The organism is Pseudomonas sp. NPDC088368, assembly GCF_044753445.1.
GTDB classification, from domain to species: Bacteria; Pseudomonadota; Gammaproteobacteria; order Pseudomonadales; family Pseudomonadaceae; genus Aquipseudomonas; species Aquipseudomonas bambusae.
On the sequence record NZ_JBIVNG010000010.1, the window covers coordinates 286,263 to 306,525 of the forward strand.

Below are 20,263 nucleotides of genomic sequence, written 5' to 3' on the forward strand. Positions count from 1 at the left end.
CTGCCGCTTCGCGACAGACCGCGAGCAAGCAACGCTCCCACGGCCTTCGGCCAGAAGCAGGAGAATGGCGCAATTAGGGCTCTTGATTCTGGCCGGAGGCCGTGGGAGTTGGCTTGCCTACGATCGGCTGCACAGCAGTCGTGAAACCTGCCTATCGGGTGCTTACAGGAAAACCGCATCCACAGGATTTGCTGCCGCTTCGCGACAGATCGCGCGCAAGCAACGCTCCCACGCCTTCGGCCAGAATCCAAAGCAGGTAGGCGTCGTGGAGATGCGCAAGGCACACTCACCCTGGCAACTGATCCGCTTTTTCCCCTTCTGCACCGCCCTCCCGGGTGAGGCAACTCGTCACGCGACAAATGACCACGCGGAGCATGTGCCGAAATGGGACTACTCTTTCAGCGTCGGCTGACCTGAATCAATTTCTCACACTCCAGCGATTGACCGGGCGGCTTGACACCACTCCCGCGTGGTCGTTTGCCTGAGCGCGAAATCAAAAAGAACAACGGCACGCCGTCGTACTCAATACACCGTGGGGGCAGTCGCTGAAGGCCCCGTGTGCCTGCAGCCGGTTTCACCTGATTAGAGGAAGACCTATGTTCGGTTTAGAGGCACTCGATCTCGCCCGAATTCAGTTTGCGTTCACTGTTTCGTTCCACATCCTGTTCCCTGCCATCACCATCGGTCTGGCGAGTTTCCTCGCGGTGCTCGAAGGCTTGTGGCTCAAGACCCACGACGACACGTACCGAGACCTCTACCATTTCTGGTCGAAGATATTTGCCGTCAACTTTGGCATGGGCGTGGTCTCCGGGCTGGTCATGGCGTACGAATTCGGCACCAACTGGAGCCGATTCTCCGATTTCGCTGGCGCGATCACCGGGCCGTTGCTGACCTATGAAGTGCTGACCGCCTTCTTCCTGGAAGCCGGTTTCCTGGGCGTGATGCTGTTTGGCTGGAACCGCGTGGGCCGCGGCCTGCATTTCTTCGCGACCGTGATGGTGGCTATTGGCACGCTGATTTCTACCTTCTGGATTCTCGCCTCCAACAGCTGGATGCAAACCCCGCAGGGCTTCGAAATCGTCGACGGTCGCGTGATTCCGGTGGACTGGCTGGCGGTGATCTTCAACCCGTCGTTCCCCTATCGCCTGATGCACATGGCCATTGCCGCCTTCGTCGCGACCGCCTTTTTTGTCGGCGCCTCGGCCGCCTGGCATTTGCTGCGCGGCCGTGACAACCCGGCCATCCGCCGGATGCTGTCGATGGCGATGTGGATGGCGCTGATCGTGGCGCCGATTCAAGCAGTGGTGGGCGATGCCCATGGCTTGAACACGCTGGAGCACCAGCCTGCCAAGATTGCAGCCATCGAAGGCCATTGGGAAAACGTGGGCAACGAGCCGACGCCGCTCATCCTGTTCGGCATTCCGGACATGAAAGAAGAGCGCACCAAATACGCCATCGAGATTCCGTACCTCGGCAGCCTGATTCTGACGCATAGCCTAGACAAGCAAATCCCGGCGTTGAAATCGTTCCCGCCTGAGGATCGCCCCAATTCGCTGATCGTCTTCTGGTCGTTCCGGGTGATGGTGGCGCTGGGCATGCTGATGATCTTCGTCGGTCTGTGGAGCGCCTGGCTGCGCTGGCGGGGCGGGCTGTACACCAACCGCCTGTTTCTGAGGCTCGTGATGTGCATGGGGCCTGCCGGTCTGATCGCGATGCTCGCGGGCTGGTTCACCACCGAAATCGGTCGCCAGCCCTGGGTGGTCTACGGGCTGATGCGCACCGCCAACGCGTCGTCAAACCACAGCGTGGGGCAGTTGACCCTGACCCTGGTGCTGTTCGTCGTGGTGTATTTCATGCTGTTCGGCACGGGCTTCGGCTACATGATGCGCCTCGTGCGCAAAGGGCCGAAAACCCATGAAAGCGCCGACACGCCACACGGCGGCCCCGGCCAGAAACGCACTCCAGCACGTCCTCTCTCCGCCGCCGACGAAGGCAGCGAAGAAGGCCAAAAAGACAGCCTGCGGGAAGGGAACTGAGCCATGGGTATCGATCTTCCACTGATCTGGGCCGTGATTATCATCTTCGGCATCATGATGTACGTCGTCATGGACGGCTTCGATCTGGGTATCGGGATTCTCTTTCCCTTCATGAAGGACAAGACCGACCGCGACGTGATGATGAACACTGTTGCGCCGGTCTGGGACGGCAACGAAACGTGGCTGGTACTGGGCGGCGCCGGATTGTTTGGTGCGTTTCCACTGGCCTATTCGGTTGTACTGGAGGCCTTGTACCTGCCGCTGATCCTGATGCTCATCGGGCTGATTTTTCGCGGTGTGGCCTTCGAGTTTCGCTTCAAGGCGACCGACGCCAAACGCCATCTTTGGGACAAAGCGTTCATTGGCGGCTCGCTGGTGGCGACGTTCTTCCAAGGCGTGGCGCTGGGCGCGTTCATCGACGGGATTCCCGTGGTCAACCGCGCCTACGCGGGTGGCGGGCTGGATTGGCTGACGCCGTTCTCGCTGTTCTGCGGGCTGGCGCTGATCGTGGCCTACGCCTTGCTCGGCTGCACTTGGCTGATCATGAAAACCGAAGGGCCTTTGCAAAAGGCGATGCATGATCTGGCGCGACCGCTGGCACTGGCGACGCTGGTGGTGATGGGCATCGTCAGTCTGTGGACGCCGCTGGCGCACCATGAAATCGCCGACCGCTGGTTCAGTCCTTCGAACCTGATCTGGTTCATGCCGGTTCCGGCATTGGTGCTGGTGACGATGTACGGGCTGTTCAAGGCGGTGGAACGCAACGCGCATTACACGCCGTTCCTGCTGACGCTGGTGCTGATCTTCCTCGGCTACAGCGGCCTGGGCATCAGCCTGTGGCCGAACATCATCCCGCCGTCGATCTCGATCTGGGACGCGGCTTCGCCACCGCAAAGCCAGGGTTTCATTCTGGTGGGCACGCTGTTCATCCTGCCGTTTATCCTCGGGTACACCTTCTGGAGCTACTACGTGTTCCGCGGCAAAGTCACCCACGAAGACGGCTACCACTAAGAGGGCATGACGATGAGCACCAAGGGGTCTCTGGGTGAAGACGACGGGGCGGAGAAAAAGCCGCTCTGGCAGCGAGTGGGCTGGCTGGTGGTGATCTGGTCAGGCAGTGTGCTGGCGCTGTTCGTCGTCGCCACGTTGTTGCGGATGTTCATGACCGCGGCGGGGATGAAGACTCATTAGGTCAGTCGCACCTCTTCAACCTGTGGGAGCGAATTCATTCGCGAAAGGGCCGGTGCTGATCACACATCTGCATCGGCTGAACAATTTTTCGCGAATGAATTCGCTCCCACAGATGTTCGGGAACGCCGCAAAATTGGGGTCTGGCGCTGTTTTAACTGTGGGAGCGAATTCATTCGCGAAAGGGCCGATGCTGATCACACATCTGCATCGGCTGAACAATTTTTCGCGAATGAATTCGCTCCTACACGGAGGGGCATCTTCAGGGCCAGGAGTGACTCACTTCCGGGCCTTGAGAATCACGAACTTCGGCGTTGCCGCCACCTGTTCCACGCCCCGAAACAGTCGCGCCAGCTTGGCGTGATACCCCAAATGCCGGTTGCCGACGATGTACAGCGCGCCGCCGGTGACCAGCGCCGAACGCGCCTGCTGAAACATGCGCCAGGCAAGAAAATCCCCCACCACTTGCTGTTGGTGAAACGGCGGATTGCACAGCACCACGTCCAGCGAATCCGGCTCCTGGCCCGCCAGGCCGTCAGCGGCACGGATGTCCACCTCACGTTCACCCAACGCCAGCCGCCAGTTTTCCTGAGCGGACTGCACGGCCATGAACGACTCATCCACCAGCGTGTATTGGGCTTCAGGGTTGGCCAGTGCGCTGGCAATTGCCAACACGCCGTTGCCGCATCCGAGGTCCGCCACGCGGGACGAACCGAGGCCGGTCGGCAGGTAAGGCAAGAAGGCGCGGGTGCCAATGTCCAGACCGTCGCGACAAAACACGTTGGCGTGGTTGATGAGCTCGATTTTCGGCTCGTCCAGCGTGTAGCGGGTCGGGAACGGGGAGGGCTGAAAGTCTTTCGGCCCGGGTGTGCAGAACAGCAGGCGCGCCTTCTTCACTGCCAACGACGCCTGCACCGGCCCGATGTAATCCTCCATCAGCTCACCCGCCGAGCGCGGCAGGTGTTTGATCATGCCTGCTGCCACCACTTTGGCGTCCGGCGCCAGTTGGCCTTGCAGGCGAATCAGTTGTTCTTCCAGCAGCGCCAGGGTTTTCGGCACGCGGATCAGCACCCAGTCGAACGGGCCTTGCAGCGGCTTACTGGCGGGAATCACCGGCACAGCATCGTAAACCTGACCGTTGCGCACCAGGTTCTTTTCCAGCGCCTGCACGCCGAGAAACGAGTCCGTGCTGCTGAACACTGCCGCGTGGGGCGCCAGGCTGGCGGCCAGTGCGCCAAAATTGTCGTTGAGGATCAGCACGCGGGTTTGCAGCGTCAGGCCATGCTCGGCGAGGTGGTTGAGCAAGTATTCGTCAGCAGCGTCGAACGCCTGCAGCGGTTCATCCGACTGCTCCGGCTGGCGAATCAGGTCGAGCTGGGCGAAAGGCGTGGTAAGCAGGGGCATGTGCTGGGAAATTCCGTTCGTTGGCACGCGATGGGCGGCGAAGCGCAGGTGACCGATGCACCTTTGCCACCTGACTCGCGAAAGCCGCGATTTTACGTGTTTTTCTCGCGGCCTGGCACCCGGCCTTTTCAGTAAAACCGAGTGGGTATCGGGCGCCTCACGACTGAAATACCCCATGCAGAGCGGCTTGAACCACCGCCGAGGTCTTGTTGCTGACTCCCATTTTTCGAATGGCGCTGCCGATGTGAAAATTCACGGTGCGGATTTTGACGTCCAGAATCATCGCGACCTCGGCGGCGGTCTTGCCCTCTGCCGACCATTTCAGCACTTCGATTTCCCTAAGCGTTAATCCGCTGTGTAGCAGCGCGACGGCTTTGCTCATCTGTATCAGGTCCAGTCTCAAGTGTTCCATCACAAGCCTCCATGCCCGATCAAAATTGACTGCTGTTTTAATGGGAGTCTAGGTAAGGAATCCTTGGGTGATTTCTATCGTCGGCCGCACGGCTGACGAGTGGGGGACGCTTTGTTTTTAGGCGAATTTGGCAACGCGCATGTAATCAATCGGTTACGCGTCGCTCTTTGCAATTCGCAACGCTGATCGCGATAGCTTCAATCGCGAAATGCTCTAACAAGCGTCGGTGGCGCAGACAGGGATACCACTACAAACCCACGGTGTTTATCGGCGTCGGTTTGCGGGAAACTGGGCGCACTTGATTGAGTGACAGGAGCCAGGAGCGCCCATGACCGCCAGTGCAGAGAAATTCACCCGGCAGACGCTGCTCGACGTGACCCCGTTGACCCCCAGCTTGTTCACATTGCGCACGACGCGTGATCCGGGCTTTCGTTTCACCGCAGGGCAGTTCGCACGGCTGGGCGTGACCAAGGCGGACGGCAGCACGGTGTGGCGGGCGTACTCGGTGGTGTCGTCGCCTTTCGACGAGTTTCTCGAATTCTTTTCCATCGTCGTGCCCGGTGGCGAGTTCACCAGCGAGCTGAGCCGGTTGCGCGAGGGCGACACGCTCATGGTTGAAAAGCAGGCGACGGGTTTCCTGACGCTGGATCGCTTCAACGATGGCCGGGACCTCTGGATGCTCTCGACGGGCACGGGCGTGGCGCCGTTTCTGTCGATCCTGCAGAACTTCGAAGTGTGGGAAAAGTTCGAGCGCATCATTCTGGTGTACAGCGTGCGCGAGGCCGCAGAGCTTGCGTATCAGGAACTGATCGCCGAACTCACTCAACGGGAATACCTGGCCGAATACGCCCACAAGTTTCAGTTCATCGCCACGGTGACGCGTGAAGAGCATCCCGGCGCGCTCAATGGCCGAATCACGACGCTGATCGAAAACGGTGAGCTGGAAAAGGCGGCGGGGGTCGAGCTGTCGCCTGAACATTCACGGGTGATGATCTGCGGCAACCCGCAGATGATCGACGACACCCGCGCCTTGCTCAAAACCCGCGACATGCGCCTGGCCCTGACCCGCAAGCCGGGGCAGGTGGCGGTGGAGAATTATTGGTAGGAGGACTTGCACGACCTTTGATGTAAACGATGACCTGTAGGAGCGAATTCATTCGCGATGCGGTACGTCAGCCGATGCATTTTCATCGTGTGTACCCACATCTCGCGAATAAATCCGCCCCACAGCCGTTCTGCAGGCCGTGTGGTCGCGCGTTGAGGGGTTAAACCAGCCGATCAGGATTCACCGGCAGTGGCGCCGCAGGCTTATTGTTCTGCTCTTTCAGCAGGTCACGAATCTCGGTCAACAGGGTTTCCTGTGGAGTAGGCGCAGGCGGAACCGAAGGGGCCTTGGCTTCTTCACGTTTCAGGCGGTTGATGGCCTTCACGCCCATGAAGATCGCGAACGCCACGATGATGAAGTCGATCACGGTCTGAATGAATTTACCGTAGGCCAGCACCACCGCTGGTGCTGTGCCCTCGGCACCTCTGAGGGTGATCGCCAGGTCACTGAAGTCCACGCCGCCAATCAGCAGCCCCAGGGGCGGCATGATTACATCGCCGACGAACGACGAAACGATCTTGCCGAATGCCGCGCCAATAATGATACCGACGGCCATATCGACCACGTTTCCTTTGACGGCAAAGGCTTTGAACTCGCTCAGTACGCTCATGGTGTATTCCTTTGTTACAGATGAGGGTGGTGAATGCAGTGTATGTCAGCTACCTGCATCTCGCGTAATCCATTCAATCGACCGGCTTTGGCCCTGTTAGTTTTACTGAATCGTTCAGAAAGATGTCTGCCCTGGCCATCCCGGGCGGGCGTTCGAGGCATGGGGTATGATTGCCCCTTTTTTGCGGCGGGGGTTCCATGGCCAAGGCCAAACGCATGTATGGCTGCACTGAGTGCGGCGCGACCTTTCCCAAATGGGCCGGGCAATGCGGCGAATGCGGCGCCTGGAATACGCTGACCGAAACCATGATCGAAAGCGGTGGCGCAGCAGCCCCGGCGGGCCGTGGTGGCTGGGCGGGGCAGCAGGCGCAGATCAAGACCCTCGCCGAAGTCAGCGTTGAAGAGATTCCTCGATTCTCCACCAATTCTGCCGAACTCGACCGTGTGCTCGGCGGCGGTCTGGTGGACGGTTCAGTGGTGTTGATCGGTGGCGACCCCGGCATCGGTAAGTCGACGATTCTACTGCAAACCCTCTGCGCCATCGCCGAACGCATGCCCGCGCTGTACGTCACCGGCGAGGAATCGCAACAACAGGTCGCCATGCGCGCCCGCCGTTTGAGCCTGCCCCAGGACAAGCTGCGGGTCATGACCGAAACCTCCATCGAAACCATCATCGCCACGGCCCGCATCGAACAGCCGAAGGTCATGGTGATCGACTCGATCCAGACCATCTTCACCGAGCAGCTGCAATCGGCACCCGGCGGGGTGGCACAGGTGCGGGAAAGCGCGGCGCTGCTGGTGCGTTACGCGAAACAGAGCGGGACGGCGATCTTTCTCGTCGGCCACGTGACCAAAGAGGGCGCACTGGCCGGCCCTCGCGTCCTCGAACACATGGTCGATACCGTGCTGTATTTCGAAGGCGAATCGGACGGACGTTTGCGCTTGCTACGGGCAGTGAAAAACCGTTTCGGTGCGGTTAACGAACTGGGCGTGTTCGGCATGACCGACAAAGGCCTGAAAGAAGTCTCGAACCCGTCGGCGATTTTCCTGACGCGCGCGCAGGAAGCGGTCGCAGGCAGTGTGGTCATGGCGACGTGGGAAGGGACGCGTCCGATGCTGGTCGAAGTGCAGGCATTGGTGGATGACAGTCACCTGTCGAATCCGCGTCGCGTGACGCTGGGTCTGGATCAGAACCGGCTGGCGATGTTGCTGGCGGTCCTGCATCGTCACGGCGGGATTCCAACGCACGATCAGGACGTTTTTCTGAACGTGGTGGGCGGGGTGAAAGTGCTGGAAACGGCATCGGACCTCGCGTTAATGGCGGCGGTGATGTCGAGTCTGCGCAACCGGGCGTTGCCAGGGGATTTGCTGGTGTTTGGCGAAGTGGGACTGTCGGGGGAAGTGCGGCCGGTACCGAGCGGTCAGGAGCGCTTGAAGGAAGCGGCCAAGCACGGCTTCAAGCGCGCCATCGTGCCGAAAGGCAATGCACCGAAAGAGTCGCCGCCGGGGCTGACCGTGATTGGCGTGACCCGGTTGGATCAGGCGTTGGATGCGTTGTTTGAGGAATAAAGGACGATCAATCCAGCTCGTCAGACGTACGTAATACCTGTGGGAGCGAATTCATTCGCGAGACATCAGTGCAATCGATAGAAGTGTGTCGAATGTACCGACCAATCGCGAATGAATTCGCTCCCACAGAGTTCAAGGTTATTCAGGTCTGGCAGCGTCACACCTCAATCAACGCCGCTAATTCCCGCTCCAGTTCGGCATGATCCGCCAGATTTAGCTCGATCAGCCGCCGTAAATGCGTCACCGAATCCAGCCCGATGTGCTCACACACGAACCCCAGGTGATTGTGATCGTCGTGGGTCAGCCGCACTTCCATGCGCACATCGATGTCGACGTTGAGGTGAATGTCGACAATGAATGGCTCGTCCGGATTGCCCTGCCACGGCGATGGCCGTTCGATGAGCAGCCCTTTGAGCGACAGGTCGATCAGGTGCACCGGCCAGCTTTTCGGGCCTTGGGTCAGTTCGGTCTTGGCATCGAACGAGATACGTTTAAAACGACGACGGTCTTCGTGGGCATCTGTCATGACGCGACTTCTCCTAGGCTCTGGCGGCCAGGTTTCATGGACCCGAGCGCCGATCATTCCGCCCCGAGGGCGACAGCTGCTCTGACTATAGGCCAAATCCCGCGCTAGACCATCGTGGGGGGTGGCCTTTCGCTCCAGCAGCGCTAAACTCTCGTTGCTGCTCAAAACACGTCCACTCTGCTGGAACTCAAAAATGAAAAATAATAATAGTCTGCTGCGCCATGTGCCCTGGCTGATCGTTGCGATTCTCGGGGCCTGGGCCCTTGGAGTGGTTGCATTGCGTCGGGGAGAAGCAATCAACGCACTCTGGATCGTGGTCGCCGCGGTCGCCATCTATCTGGTCGCTTATCGCTACTACAGTTTGTTCATCGCCAGCCGCGTCATGCAGCTGGACCCGACTCGGGCCACCCCTGCGGTGCTGAACAACGACGGTCTGGACTACGTGCCGACCAACAAACACATCCTTTTCGGTCACCATTTCGCAGCCATTGCAGGCGCAGGTCCGCTCGTCGGTCCGGTGCTGGCGGCGCAAATGGGCTACCTGCCCGGCACGCTCTGGCTGATCGCCGGCGTGGTATTGGCCGGTGCGGTGCAGGATTTCATGATCCTGTTCCTGTCCACACGCCGTAATGGCCGGTCGCTCGGCGACATGGTCCGCGAGGAAATGGGCCGTATCCCCGGCACCATCGCCTTGTTCGGCTGCTTCTTGATCATGATCATCATCCTCGCGGTGCTGGCGCTGATCGTGGTGAAAGCCCTGGCCGAGAGCCCTTGGGGCATGTTCACCGTCATGGCGACGATCCCGATCGCGATGTTCATGGGCGTCTACATGCGGTTCATTCGCCCGGGCCGCATCGGTGAAATCTCCATCGTCGGCGTTGTGCTGTTGCTCCTGTCGATCTGGGTCGGCGGTCAGGTGGCGGCCAGCCCTGAGTGGGCGCCGCTGTTCACCTTCACCGGCGTGCAGATCACCTGGATGCTGGTGGGTTACGGTTTTGTTGCGGCGATGTTGCCGGTCTGGCTGGTCCTCGCCCCGCGCGACTACCTGTCCACCTTCCTGAAAATCGGCACCATCATCGCGCTGGCCATCGGCATCCTGATTCTCGCGCCTGAGCTGAAAATGCCGGCCTTGACCCAGTTCACTGACGGCACCGGCCCGGTCTGGAAAGGCACCCTGTTCCCGTTCCTGTTCATCACCATCGCGTGCGGTGCAGTGTCGGGCTTCCACGCGCTGATCTCTTCGGGCACTACGCCGAAACTGCTGGATAACGAAGTCAATGCCCGTTACATCGGCTACGGCGGCATGCTGATGGAGTCGTTCGTGGCCATCATGGCCATGGTCGCTGCCTCGGTCATCGAGCCAGGCGTGTACTTCGCCATGAACAGCCCGGCAGCGATTGTCGGCACCGACGTCAACGCTGTGGCGCAAATGGTCAGCAGTTGGGGCTTTGTGATCACACCGGATCAACTGGTGGCGACAGCCAAAGACATCGGCGAGAACACCATCCTGGCCCGTGCCGGTGGCGCGCCAACATTGGCCGTGGGTATCGCGCAGATCCTGCACCAGGCGTTCCCGGGCCAGAACACCATGGCGTTCTGGTACCACTTCGCGATTCTGTTCGAAGCGCTGTTCATCCTGACCGCTGTCGATGCCGGTACCCGTGCCGGACGCTTCATGCTGCAAGACCTGCTGGGCAGTTTCGTGCCCGCACTGAAACGCACCGAGTCCTGGACCGCCAACGCCATCGGCACCGGTGGTTGCGTGGCGTTGTGGGGTTACCTGCTGTATCAAGGCGTGATCGATCCGCTGGGTGGCATCAACACCTTGTGGCCACTGTTCGGTATCTCCAACCAGATGCTGGCCGGGATTGCGCTGATGCTGGCGACCGTTGTGCTGATCAAAATGAAACGTCAGCAGTATGTCTGGGTGACGATCCTTCCGGCGTCTTGGCTGTTGATCTGCACCGTGACCGCAGGCTTCATCAAGCTGTTCGACCCGAGCCCTGCCGTTGGCTTCCTGGCCCTGGCCAAGAAATACAGCGCAGCGGCAGATGCAGGCCAGATCCTCGCCCCGGCGAAAAGCGTCGAGCAGATGCAGCACGTGATCTTCAACGCGTACACCAACGCGGCGCTGACCTCGCTGTTCCTGTTCGTGGTGTTGAGTATCCTGTTCTACGCGATCAAAGTCGGTCGCGAAGCGTGGGTCAAGAAAGAGCGTACCGACAAGGAAGCGCCGTTTCAGGCCTTCCCTAAAACCCATTGAGTACGCTGTGAGGCGAGGAGCTGCACATGTTCAATGACCTGAGTCGTCTGGGTAAATATCTGGGTCAGGCTGCGCGCTTGATGGTCGGCATGCCGGACTACGACAACTATGTCGAGCATATGCAGAACACCCACCCCGACAAGCCGGTGATGTCGTACGAGGCGTTCTTTCGGGAACGCCAGGACGCGCGTTACGGTGGAAAGGGCGGCCCGAAGTGCTGTTGATCCGCTGACCGCGTAATCTGTAACAGAACGAACGCGCCACGCTTGTCGTGGCGCGTTTTTATTTGAAGACTTTCATGGCCTGTGCCGCCCTCTCGCGGATGAATCCGCTCCCACAGGGTGAGAACGGGGCAGGCATCAGGAAAAGCAGGAGTCGGCATGACCGTTTCGCAACCCATCCCCGTCACCGTTCTGAGCGGTTTCCTCGGCGCGGGCAAGACCACGTTGCTGCGTCACCTGCTCAAGGAAGAGCACGGCTTGAAAATCGCCGTGATTGAAAACGAATTCAGTGATGCCGGGGTCGATACCCAGTTGCTCGGCAGCGAGCCGGTGCAGGTCATGACCCTGTCCAACGGCTGCGTGTGCTGCACCATCCACACCGACCTGACCAAGGCGCTGGTTTTGCTGCTGGAGCGGCTGGACAGCGGCGAAATCACGTTCGACCGTCTGGTGATCGAATGCACCGGCCTCGCTGACCCGGCGCCGGTCGCACAGACCTTCTTCATCGACGAAGAACTGCGTGAGCGTTACATCCTCGACGGCATCATCACGCTGGTGGATGCCGCCCACGCCGACACTCATCTGGAACAGACCATCGCCCAGGCCCAGATCGGCTTTGCCGACCGTCTGCTGGTGAGCAAGACCGATCTGGTGGACGAGGCCACGTTCAAGGCCCTGAACGAGCGCCTGACGCGCATCAACCGTCGTGCGCCGATTCGCGTGGTCGAGCACGGCAAGATTGATCTGGCCGAACTGCTGGATGTGCGCGGCTTCAACCTGAACGCCGACGTCGGCGGCATGGTCCTGCGCCCGGCAGCCCCCGCAGGTCGTGGCATCGACCGCATCAGCAGTCTGGTCTTGCGCAGCGACAAGGCGCTGGACATCGACAAGCTCAGCACCTTCATGAACGACCTGCTGGAAGAGCACGGCAAGCAATTGCTGCGTTACAAAGGCGTGCTGAATATCGCAGGCGAAGATCGCAAGCTGGTGTTTCAGGGCGTGCTCAAGCTCTATGGTTTTGATTTCGACGTGGAGTGGGGCGCGGACGAGAAGCGTGAGAGCGTGATCGTGTTCATTGCCGACGATCTGCCGGAAGAGAAGATTCGGGAAGGGTTTGCGAAGGTCGCGGCGCAATAAGGCAGTACGCCGAACCCTGTGGGAGCGAATTCATTCGCGATTCGGTCGTACAGCCGATAGATGTGTATTGGATGTACCGTCCAATCGCGAATGAATTCGCTCCCACAGGTTTGATCGCCGACCGTCAGACATAAAAAAGCCCGGCTGAAGAGCCGGGCTTTTTCACATCACGCAACCGCTATCAAGCGCCGTAAACCGGCAGCTTGGCGCAGATGGCTTTGACTTTCTCGCGGACGCCGTCGATTACGGCTTCATTGTTCAGGTCAGCCAGGATGTCGCAGATCCAGCCTGCCAGTTCCTTGCACTCTGCTTCCTTGAAGCCGCGAGTGGTCACAGCCGGGGTGCCGAAGCGCAGACCGGAGGTGACGAACGGGGAACGTGGATCGTTCGGCACGGAGTTCTTGTTCACGGTGATGAACGCACGACCCAACGCAGCGTCAGCGTCTTTACCGGAGATGTCCTGTTTGATCAGGGACAGCAGGAACAGGTGGTTCTCGGTACCGCCGGACACCACGTCAAAACCGCGCTCAATGAACACCGCAGCCATGGCCTTGGCGTTTTTCACCACTTGTTGCTGGTAGGTCTTGAACTCAGGCTGCAGGGCTTCCTTGAAGCAGATCGCTTTAGCCGCGATGACGTGCTCCAGAGGACCACCTTGGCCGCCCGGGAAGACAGCGGAGTTCAGCTTCTTCTCGATGTCGGCATTGGCGCGCGCCAGGATCAGGCCGCCACGTGGACCGCGCAGGGTCTTGTGGGTGGTGGTGGTCACGACGTCAGCGAAAGGCACAGGGTTCGGGTAGACGCCCGCAGCGACCAGACCGGCCACGTGGGCCATGTCGACGAACAGGTAGGCGCCGACTTTGTCAGCGATGGCGCGGAAACGCGGGAAATCCAGCACTTGGGAGTACGCCGAGAAACCGGCCACGATCATTTTTGGCTTGTGCTCGACGGCCAGGCGCTCGACTTCGTCGTAGTCGATCAGGCCGTTGCCGTCGATGCCGTACTGAACGGCGTTGTACAGCTTGCCGGAGGACGAAACACTGGCACCGTGGGTCAGGTGACCGCCGTGGGCCAGGCTCATGCCCAGAATGGTGTCACCCGCGTTCAGCAGGGCCAGGTAAACGGCGCTGTTGGCCTGCGAACCGGCGTGCGGCTGGACGTTGGCGTAATCAGCGCCGAACAGTTCCTTGGCGCGGTCGATGGCCAGTTGCTCGACGATGTCGACGTACTCGCAACCACCGTAGTAACGCTTGCCTGGGTAGCCTTCGGCGTATTTGTTGGTCAGCACCGAGCCTTGGGCTTCCATGACAGCCGGGCTGGTGTAGTTTTCCGAGGCGATCAGCTCGATGTGCTCTTCCTGGCGCTTGGCTTCTTGTTCCATAGCGGCATACAGGTCGGAGTCGTACTTGGCGATAGTCAAATTACGGCTGAACATGGCGGTCCTCGGGGATCGGGCAGTAGAAAAGGGGGGCATTCTACAACATCACGTTTTATCTGGCATATGAAAGGCGGTCATGCGGCAGATGAGCGGATTACAGCTTCGAGCTTTGGGCCTCAAGCCTCAAGCTGATCGCGTAACGGCTTCTGTTTTTGGCACGTGCTTTTATTTGCTTTGACCTTGAAGCCATTTAGTGCGAGCACCGCAGACCTGCTACTGCTCGCAGCTTGAAGCTCAAAACTCGAAGCTGCTTCTAATCGAGCATAAACAACGCATCGTTGCTGAACTGTGCTTCGAACCGCGCGGGAGGCATCGGGCGGCCGAACAGGTAGCCTTGCACCTCGTCACAGCCATGCTCGCGCAAGAACTCCAACTGCTCGTAGGTTTCCACGCCCTCTGCGATCACCGCCAGGTTCAGGCTGTGGGCCATGGCGATAATGGCGCGGGCGATCTGTGCGTCTTGTTCGCCAGAGGGCAAGCCGTCAACGAACGTGCGGTCGATCTTCAGCACATCGATCGGGAATTGCTTGAGGTAGTTCAAGGACGAGTAGCCGGTGCCAAAATCGTCCACCGCAATGCTCAGGCCTAGACGCTTAAGCCCGGCGAGAATCTGCATGGCCTCGCTGACCTCGCGCATCAGGATACTCTCCGTCAGCTCAAGCTCCAGACAGGCCGGGGACAGGCCGGTCTCCTGAAGGATGTTGGCGATGCGCATGCCGAGCTGCCCATCGGAGAACTGACGTGCGGAAATGTTGACCGAGACTTTCGGCACGCGGACTTTCGCCAGGTGCCATTCGCGCAATTGGCGACAGGCTTCTTTGATGACCCATTCGCCGACTTCGACCACCAGCCCCAGTTCTTCGAGCACCGGAATGAAATCGCCGGGCGGCACCAATCCGCGGGTCGGGTGACGCCAGCGCAGCAGGGCTTCGGTGCCGGTCAGACGCTTGCCGTCACCGCTGAATTGCGGCTGGTAATAGAGGGTGAATTCTTCCTGCTCCAGCGCATGGCGCAGGTCACTTTCCAACTCCAGGCGCTCCAGAGCGCTGGCGTTCATGTCCGCCTGATAGAACTGGAAGTTGTTCTTGCCGCGCTCTTTAGCGTGATACATCGCGGTGTCGGCGTTCTTCATCAACTGGCTCAGCTCATTGCCATCCTGCGGGCTCAGGGCAATGCCAATACTGGCCGTGACAAAGAACTCGCGACCTTCCAGCACGAAGGGCTTTACCAGACTGGCGAGGATCTGCTCGGCCACATGAATGGCGCGGGTCAGCGCGGCTTGTTGCGTGGCGCCGGGTTGCAGCAGCAGGGTGAATTCGTCGCCGCCCATGCGGGCCACGGTGTCGTCTTCGGCCACACAGCCCAACAGCCGTGTGGCCATCTCCTTGAGCATGCGGTCGCCGGCGGCGTGACCCAGGGAGTCGTTGATCGGTTTGAAGCGGTCCAGATCGAGGAACATCAGCACGACCCAGGCGTGCTGGCGCTCGGCATGCTGCAAGGCGGTGTGCAGGCGGTCCTGGAACAGCGTCCGGTTCGGCAAGTGCGTCAGGGCATCGTAATACGCGAGGCGATGAATGCGCTGCTCGCTGGCCTTGCGCTCGCTGATGTCGCTGAAGAAACACACGTAGCTGGCGAGGTCACCTTCGTCGTCGAACACGGCCGTGATGCCGACCCAAGCGGGATAATGTTCGCCGTCCCGACGTTTCAGCCACAGTTCACCCTCCCAACTGCCGCGCTGATGCAGTTGCTTGAGGATATAGCCCATGTGGGCTTCCTGTTGGTCCTCGACGGTCAGCATCATCGGGAGCTGATCGAGCACCTGTGAGACGGCATACCCGCTGACCCGACTGAATGCGTCGTTGGCCTGCACGATGTAGCCCGCAGGGTCGGTGATCAGGATTGCCGAGGTGGAGTGTTCGAACACCGTCGCCGCCATGCGCAGGTCTTTTTCCGCCCGGCGCTGCTGACTGATGTCACGGCCTACGCCGAGAATGCCTTCGAAGGCACCGGCCTCGTCCCACAACAACACCAGACGCAACTCGACCGGAATCTTGCGCCCATCGGCCCGCAGACAGTCGAACAGATACAACTGCGTGGTCACTTCGTTGCGCAGCTCTGTCAGTGTCTCGGGCTTATTGAGCGCCTTGCCGATGCGGTTCAGCAGGGCCTGAAGATTCGCCAGTTGTTGAGGGTTGGCGATGATTGAATTCCAGCCGTTCTGCAGAATCCAGTCGGCGCTGTAGCCCAATACAGCGTTGACCGACGGGCTGACGTAATTGGGGCGCAGCTTCTGATTGGTGGAGAAAATCACGTCGCTGATGCTTTCCGCGAGCATGCGATAGCGCTGTTCGCTGTCACGCAGAGACTGGCTGGCCTCGATCTGTTCGGTGATGTCCTTGGCGACGCCGATGATGCGCGTCACACGACCATTCTGGTCTGGCGCCAGGGCCTGTTCGCGGATATCAAAGCGCCGCCAGCGACCCTGGCGATCCCGGAAGCGCAACTGGCATTCCGTGAGGTCTCGACGGCCTTCTTCCGTGCGGGTCAGGCGCAGTTGTTCATAAGGATCAGTGTCATCCGGGTGCAGCAGAATTTCCCAGAAATACTCGCCCATCTGCTGCAAGTCTTCCTTGCTGTAGCCCAGAGTCTGGCCCAGATGGTGGTTGCTGTAGATCATGCGACGGCTGACGACGTCCTGCACGTAGAGGTGATCAGGAACCGTGCGCACCACGTCCGACCAGAAGCTTTCGCGCTCCAGCAGCGCCAGCTCGGTCTGTTTGCGGTTGGTGATGTCGTTGATGTTCAGGATGACGGCGTTGAAGTCTTCGGGCTGCTCGGGCAACCGAACCACCAGCCAGAGATGATGATCCTGGCCATCGGCGTTGGGCAGCACAATCTCCAGTTCCAGTTGAGGCTGGCGATCCAGCACCGCGCTGATCAGTTGCACACCGATGCCGTTGCGCGACCGTGGGCAACCCTCGATCAGTTGCTGCCAGACACGCGCCGAGGAGTCGGCATTGAGCAGCGTGGCCGCGACCTGGTTGACCTCGGTAATGCGTAGCTGATGCAACAGGCCGCTCAACTGGTCCGGATGGTTGATCAAGCGTTTGTGCAATTCATCGCTGGTGGTCAGTTGCAGATGCTTCAAGTAGTCCGGCAGACCAGACAAGTCCAGCACGCACAGCGCGACGCCGGTGCCTTCAAAGATGTCCTTGTAGCGGCGACGACTCTCGTGCAGTTGCAATTGGCGGCGACGCAGGCTGCGCAGGGCCAGCAGTGGAAGGATCGAGCACAACAGCGCGATCAGGCATTTGGCGACGAGCGGGGCGATCAGCGCCTGACGGGTTTTGCTGGCGTCGAACAGACCGCGCAATTGCCAGTCGCTATTGGTCAGGGGTTCGAGGAGCACTGTCTGGGCCGCGCTGTCGGTCCGATTGTCGTTCGCAGGCTCAGCCTCATAGATGACGTGCTCGGTGGTGCGGTTCTCAAGCCGCCACGTCGCACGAAAATCCTGATCACTTTGTCGGGTCAGGTTTTTCATCACCTGCGGGTCGAGTCGGATGGCCCAATGGCATTCTTCCCGTTTTCCTGGCTGGCGTACGAACAGGTAGAGCGTCGAGCCGTCCGATGAGTCAGCGTAATAGTAGGTGCGACCGTTGATGCGCTCGCGCTGTTCAGTCAAAAAACTGACATCTGCACTGTTGTTGGCGCTGTCGCTGAGAATATTGGCGTCTTCATCAAGCCACGCCACGCTGCGCATTCCCGGCAGTGCCAAGCGCAGGCGTTCCAGGGTTGCCGACCGTTGATCGGCCACGGGCGGTTCGCCTTTGGCGTCGTCCAGGATGTTGAGGGCCACCTGCGCACTGAGCGCCATGTTCAAGCTCAGACGGTCGGCCAGCTGAATGCTGTAGTCCACGCTACGCTGGCGTTGGCGGTCCTGAGTCTGCTGAAATTGTTCGACCAGTTGCCATATCAACAGCGCGAGCATGAGCAGCACCAGCACTGCCAGCGCACCTTTGGGCGAGCTTCGAAAAGCTGCGGCCGTCGCGCTTTTGGGTGAGCGCAATGGGGAAGTGGGTGTTGGTGTGGACAAACTGGTGATCCTGACTGCTGGACTGAATCAGCGTGTGCGAAATGCACTTTAAGCCTGACGCCCAAATGGCGGCTAGCATGCCCTGAGTTGTGGCTAAGTGCCAGCCCTTAAGGCCCGCACGGTTTGCCCTCTCGACTGCATTCGGGTAGCTTTGCGCCACGCGCGATGTGCCCGATTCTGCAAGCCGGTTTTCTGCAAATGGCTGCAGTGCTTGCAAACTTTGCTCCAGCTTGACGACCGATACTCGGAAGTTTTGTCGCAACGCTTCTGTTCGTGCCTTATTCATTCAAGGCCCGGATGCGTCGCACGACAAGTCGGAACGCTAAATAAACGCTTTTTTTGCGACGGGGCACCGGGTTTGCGCGGCAAACCGGGCTCGCGCCTTTATTCACAGTCCTAACCAGGTTTTCATTCCATGGCTCAATACGTCTTCACCATGCATCGGCTGAGCAAAGTTGTTCCGCCGAAGCGGGAAATCCTGAAAAACATCTCCCTGTCGTTCTTCCCGGGCGCCAAGATCGGTGTACTCGGCCTCAACGGCTCGGGTAAATCCACACTGCTGAAAATCATGGCCGGGGTCGACACCGAGTTCGACGGCGAAGCGCGCCCGATGCCGGAACTGAACGTCGGTTACCTGCCGCAAGAGCCGCAACTGGACCCGACCAAGACCGTGCGTGAAGTCGTCGAAGAAGCCGTCAGCGTGATCAAGGACGCTCAAGCGCGTCTGGACGAGGTTTACGCGGCGTACGCTGAGCCGGACGCCGACTTCGACAAACTCGCGGCCGAACAGGCCAAGCTCGAAGCCATCCTTCAGGCCAGCGATGGCCACAACCTTGAGCGTCAATTGGAAGTCGCCGCCGACGCGTTGCGTCTGCCGGCCTGGGATGCCAAGGTCGAACACCTGTCCGGTGGTGAAAAGCGTCGCGTGGCCCTGTGCCGCCTGCTGCTGTCGGCGCCTGACATGCTGCTGCTCGACGAACCGACGAACCACCTGGACGCCGATTCCGTTGCCTGGCTCGAACACTTCCTGCACGACTTCCCGGGTACCGTGGTTGCGATCACGCACGACCGTTACTTCCTGGACAACGTCGCCGGCTGGATTCTGGAGCTCGACCGCGGCGCGGGTATTCCTTACGAGGGCAACTATTCGGGCTGGCTGGAAGCCAAATCCGATCGTCTGGCCCAGGAATCCAAGCAGCAATCGGCCCACGAAAAAGCCATGAAGGAAGAACTGGAGTGGGTGCGCAAAGGCGCCAAGGCTCGTCAGTCCAAATCCAAGGCCCGTCTGCAACGCTTCGAAGAAATGCAATCGCAGGAATTCCAGAAGCGCAGCGAGACCAACGAAATCTACATCCCGGCCGGTCCACGTCTGGGCGACAAGGTCATCGAATTCAAGAATGTCAGCAAGGGCTACGGCGATCGCGTGCTGATCGACAACCTGTCGTTCTCCATGCCCAAAGGCGCCATCGTCGGCGTGATCGGCGGTAACGGTGCCGGTAAATCGACACTGTTCCGTATGCTCATGGGCAAGGAACAGCCGGATTCGGGCTCCATCGAAATCGGTGAAACCGTGCAACTGGCGTGCGTCGATCAGAGCCGCGACGACCTGGACGGCAGCAAAACGGTGTTCGCGCAGATTTCCGACGGTTCTGATCAGATCAAAATCGGCAACTACGAAATCCCGTCGCGCACCTACGTCGGACGTTTCAACTTCAAGGGCGGCGATCAGCAGAAGTTCGTGAAGGACTTGTCTGGTGGTGAGCGCGGTCGTTTGCATTTGGCGCTGACGCTGAAAGAGGGCGGCAACGTTCTGCTGCTCGACGAACCGTCCAACGACCTCGACGTCGAAACCCTGCGTTCCCTGGAAGAAGCCCTGCTGGACTTCCCGGGCGCCGCCATTGTGATCTCTCACGATCGGTGGTTCCTGGACCGTGTGGCGACTCACATCCTGGCGTACGAAGACGACTCGCAAGCAGTCTTCTTCGAAGGTAACTACACCGAGTACGAAGCCGATCGGAAAAAACGCCTTGGCGATGCTGCTGCCCAGCCGCACCGTGTGCGTCACAAGAAACTGGCCTGATCCCTTCGGGTCGGTGTCATAAAAACGGAGCCTTCGGGCTCCGTTTTTTATGGGAAAAAATCAGCGGCACTCATTTTTCGGCAGGTGCCAGGGCTTCAGTGGGAGCGAATTTATTCTCGAAGAGTCGGCCAGACGATAGATACGCATCGGCTGTGAGCCCTTATCGCGAATGAATTCGCTCC

16 protein-coding genes are annotated in these 20,263 nt (G+C 59.7%); 10 read left to right on the forward strand and 6 right to left on the reverse strand.

Annotated features, from left to right (window positions below):
- From ACIQAL_RS23025 to ACIQAL_RS23040, 4 genes are all read left to right on the forward strand, one after another.
- Window positions 1-412: hypothetical protein (locus ACIQAL_RS23025; protein ID WP_401149764.1), on the forward strand; the 412-nt coding region annotated here is incomplete at its 5' end.
- Between the two features lie 184 nt (window positions 413-596).
- A complete protein-coding gene (locus tag ACIQAL_RS23030) occupies window positions 597-2,036 on the forward strand; it encodes a cytochrome ubiquinol oxidase subunit I (RefSeq protein WP_401149766.1) in 1,440 nt (479 codons plus the stop codon).
- Between the two features lie 3 nt (window positions 2,037-2,039).
- Window positions 2,040-3,047 carry a cytochrome d ubiquinol oxidase subunit II gene (cydB, locus tag ACIQAL_RS23035; protein ID WP_166598416.1) on the forward strand — a complete coding sequence of 336 codons (1,008 nt, stop codon included), beginning with the start codon at window positions 2,040-2,042 and terminating at the stop codon, window positions 3,045-3,047.
- A 12-nt stretch (window positions 3,048-3,059) separates the two neighbouring features.
- A complete protein-coding gene (locus ACIQAL_RS23040; protein WP_401149768.1) occupies window positions 3,060-3,227 on the forward strand; it encodes a DUF2474 domain-containing protein in 168 nt (55 codons plus the stop codon).
- 276 nt (window positions 3,228-3,503) lie between these two features.
- Here the strand turns inward: ACIQAL_RS23040 and ACIQAL_RS23045 are convergent, their stop codons facing one another.
- A complete protein-coding gene (locus ACIQAL_RS23045; protein ID WP_401149769.1) occupies window positions 3,504-4,628 on the reverse strand; it encodes a methyltransferase in 1,125 nt (374 codons plus the stop codon).
- Between the two features lie 157 nt (window positions 4,629-4,785).
- Window positions 4,786-5,010 (reverse strand): helix-turn-helix transcriptional regulator, encoded by a 225-nt coding sequence (locus ACIQAL_RS23050; protein ID WP_256665454.1) that lies wholly within the window; start codon window positions 5,008-5,010, stop codon window positions 4,786-4,788.
- A 358-nt stretch (window positions 5,011-5,368) separates the two neighbouring features.
- On the opposite strand from ACIQAL_RS23050, the gene ACIQAL_RS23055 reads away from it, so the two are divergent.
- The gene (locus ACIQAL_RS23055) at window positions 5,369-6,145 is read left to right on the forward strand and encodes a ferredoxin--NADP reductase (RefSeq protein WP_401149770.1); all 777 of its coding nucleotides are present in this window, start codon (window positions 5,369-5,371) and stop codon (window positions 6,143-6,145) included.
- Between the two features lie 160 nt (window positions 6,146-6,305).
- On the opposite strand, the gene mscL is transcribed toward ACIQAL_RS23055, so the two are convergent.
- Window positions 6,306-6,755, reverse strand: a complete 450-nt coding sequence (gene mscL / locus ACIQAL_RS23060) for a large-conductance mechanosensitive channel protein MscL (protein ID WP_166598411.1) — start codon at window positions 6,753-6,755, stop codon at window positions 6,306-6,308.
- Between the two features lie 197 nt (window positions 6,756-6,952).
- Here mscL and radA point away from each other — a divergent pair, with 197 nt between their 5' ends.
- Window positions 6,953-8,323, forward strand: coding sequence for a DNA repair protein RadA (radA, locus tag ACIQAL_RS23065; protein ID WP_401149772.1), 1,371 nt, complete (start codon window positions 6,953-6,955; stop codon window positions 8,321-8,323).
- 157 nt (window positions 8,324-8,480) lie between these two features.
- Here radA and ACIQAL_RS23070 read toward each other — a convergent pair whose 3' ends face one another.
- Entirely contained in the window at window positions 8,481-8,849 is a 369-nt protein-coding gene (locus tag ACIQAL_RS23070) for a PilZ domain-containing protein (protein WP_401149774.1), read from the reverse strand.
- 193 nt (window positions 8,850-9,042) lie between these two features.
- Between ACIQAL_RS23070 and ACIQAL_RS23075 the strand changes: the two genes are divergently transcribed.
- The 3 genes from ACIQAL_RS23075 (at window position 9,043) to yjiA (ending at window position 12,470) form a co-directional block, all read left to right on the forward strand.
- Window positions 9,043-11,112, forward strand: a complete 2,070-nt coding sequence (locus ACIQAL_RS23075; RefSeq protein ID WP_401149776.1) for a carbon starvation CstA family protein — start codon at window positions 9,043-9,045, stop codon at window positions 11,110-11,112.
- A gap of 26 nt (window positions 11,113-11,138) precedes the next feature.
- Window positions 11,139-11,336, forward strand: a complete 198-nt coding sequence (locus ACIQAL_RS23080; RefSeq protein ID WP_166598406.1) for a YbdD/YjiX family protein — start codon at window positions 11,139-11,141, stop codon at window positions 11,334-11,336.
- Between the two features lie 156 nt (window positions 11,337-11,492).
- The gene (yjiA, locus tag ACIQAL_RS23085; protein ID WP_401149778.1) at window positions 11,493-12,470 is read left to right on the forward strand and encodes a GTPase; all 978 of its coding nucleotides are present in this window, start codon (window positions 11,493-11,495) and stop codon (window positions 12,468-12,470) included.
- Between the two features lie 181 nt (window positions 12,471-12,651).
- Here the strand turns inward: yjiA and glyA are convergent, their stop codons facing one another.
- On the reverse strand, window positions 12,652-13,905 hold the full coding sequence (gene glyA, locus ACIQAL_RS23090; protein ID WP_401149780.1) for a serine hydroxymethyltransferase: 1,254 nt from the start codon (window positions 13,903-13,905) through the stop codon (window positions 12,652-12,654).
- 256 nt (window positions 13,906-14,161) lie between these two features.
- Window positions 14,162-18,001 (reverse strand): EAL domain-containing protein, encoded by a 3,840-nt coding sequence (locus tag ACIQAL_RS23095; RefSeq protein ID WP_401149782.1) that lies wholly within the window; start codon window positions 17,999-18,001, stop codon window positions 14,162-14,164.
- 415 nt (window positions 18,002-18,416) lie between these two features.
- Here ACIQAL_RS23095 and ettA point away from each other — a divergent pair, with 415 nt between their 5' ends.
- Window positions 18,417-20,081: an energy-dependent translational throttle protein EttA gene (ettA, locus tag ACIQAL_RS23100; RefSeq protein WP_166598403.1), complete on the forward strand. Its 1,665-nt coding sequence runs from the start codon at window positions 18,417-18,419 to the stop codon at window positions 20,079-20,081.
- Window positions 20,082-20,263 lie beyond the last annotated feature (182 nt).

What these genes read in the sequence shown, in the direction of transcription:
- ACIQAL_RS23040 (WP_401149768.1), top strand. Translation starts at nt 3,060, where the DNA reads ATGAGCACCAAGGGGTCTCTGGGTGAAGACGACGGGGCGGAGAAAAAG.
- ACIQAL_RS23045 (WP_401149769.1), bottom strand. Translation starts at nt 4,628, where the DNA reads ATGCCCCTGCTTACCACGCCTTTCGCCCAGCTCGACCTGATTCGCCAG.
- cydB (WP_166598416.1), top strand. Translation starts at nt 2,040, where the DNA reads ATGGGTATCGATCTTCCACTGATCTGGGCCGTGATTATCATCTTCGGC.
- radA (WP_401149772.1), top strand. Translation starts at nt 6,953, where the DNA reads ATGGCCAAGGCCAAACGCATGTATGGCTGCACTGAGTGCGGCGCGACC.
- ACIQAL_RS23055 (WP_401149770.1), top strand. Translation starts at nt 5,369, where the DNA reads ATGACCGCCAGTGCAGAGAAATTCACCCGGCAGACGCTGCTCGACGTG.
- ACIQAL_RS23075 (WP_401149776.1), top strand. Translation starts at nt 9,043, where the DNA reads ATGAAAAATAATAATAGTCTGCTGCGCCATGTGCCCTGGCTGATCGTT.
- ACIQAL_RS23080 (WP_166598406.1), top strand. Translation starts at nt 11,139, where the DNA reads ATGTTCAATGACCTGAGTCGTCTGGGTAAATATCTGGGTCAGGCTGCG.
- glyA (WP_401149780.1), bottom strand. Translation starts at nt 13,905, where the DNA reads ATGTTCAGCCGTAATTTGACTATCGCCAAGTACGACTCCGACCTGTAT.
- ettA (WP_166598403.1), top strand. Translation starts at nt 18,417, where the DNA reads ATGGCTCAATACGTCTTCACCATGCATCGGCTGAGCAAAGTTGTTCCG.
- ACIQAL_RS23070 (WP_401149774.1), bottom strand. Translation starts at nt 8,849, where the DNA reads ATGACAGATGCCCACGAAGACCGTCGTCGTTTTAAACGTATCTCGTTC.
- ACIQAL_RS23050 (WP_256665454.1), bottom strand. Translation starts at nt 5,010, where the DNA reads ATGAGCAAAGCCGTCGCGCTGCTACACAGCGGATTAACGCTTAGGGAA.
- ACIQAL_RS23030 (WP_401149766.1), top strand. Translation starts at nt 597, where the DNA reads ATGTTCGGTTTAGAGGCACTCGATCTCGCCCGAATTCAGTTTGCGTTC.
- yjiA (WP_401149778.1), top strand. Translation starts at nt 11,493, where the DNA reads ATGACCGTTTCGCAACCCATCCCCGTCACCGTTCTGAGCGGTTTCCTC.
- mscL (WP_166598411.1), bottom strand. Translation starts at nt 6,755, where the DNA reads ATGAGCGTACTGAGCGAGTTCAAAGCCTTTGCCGTCAAAGGAAACGTG.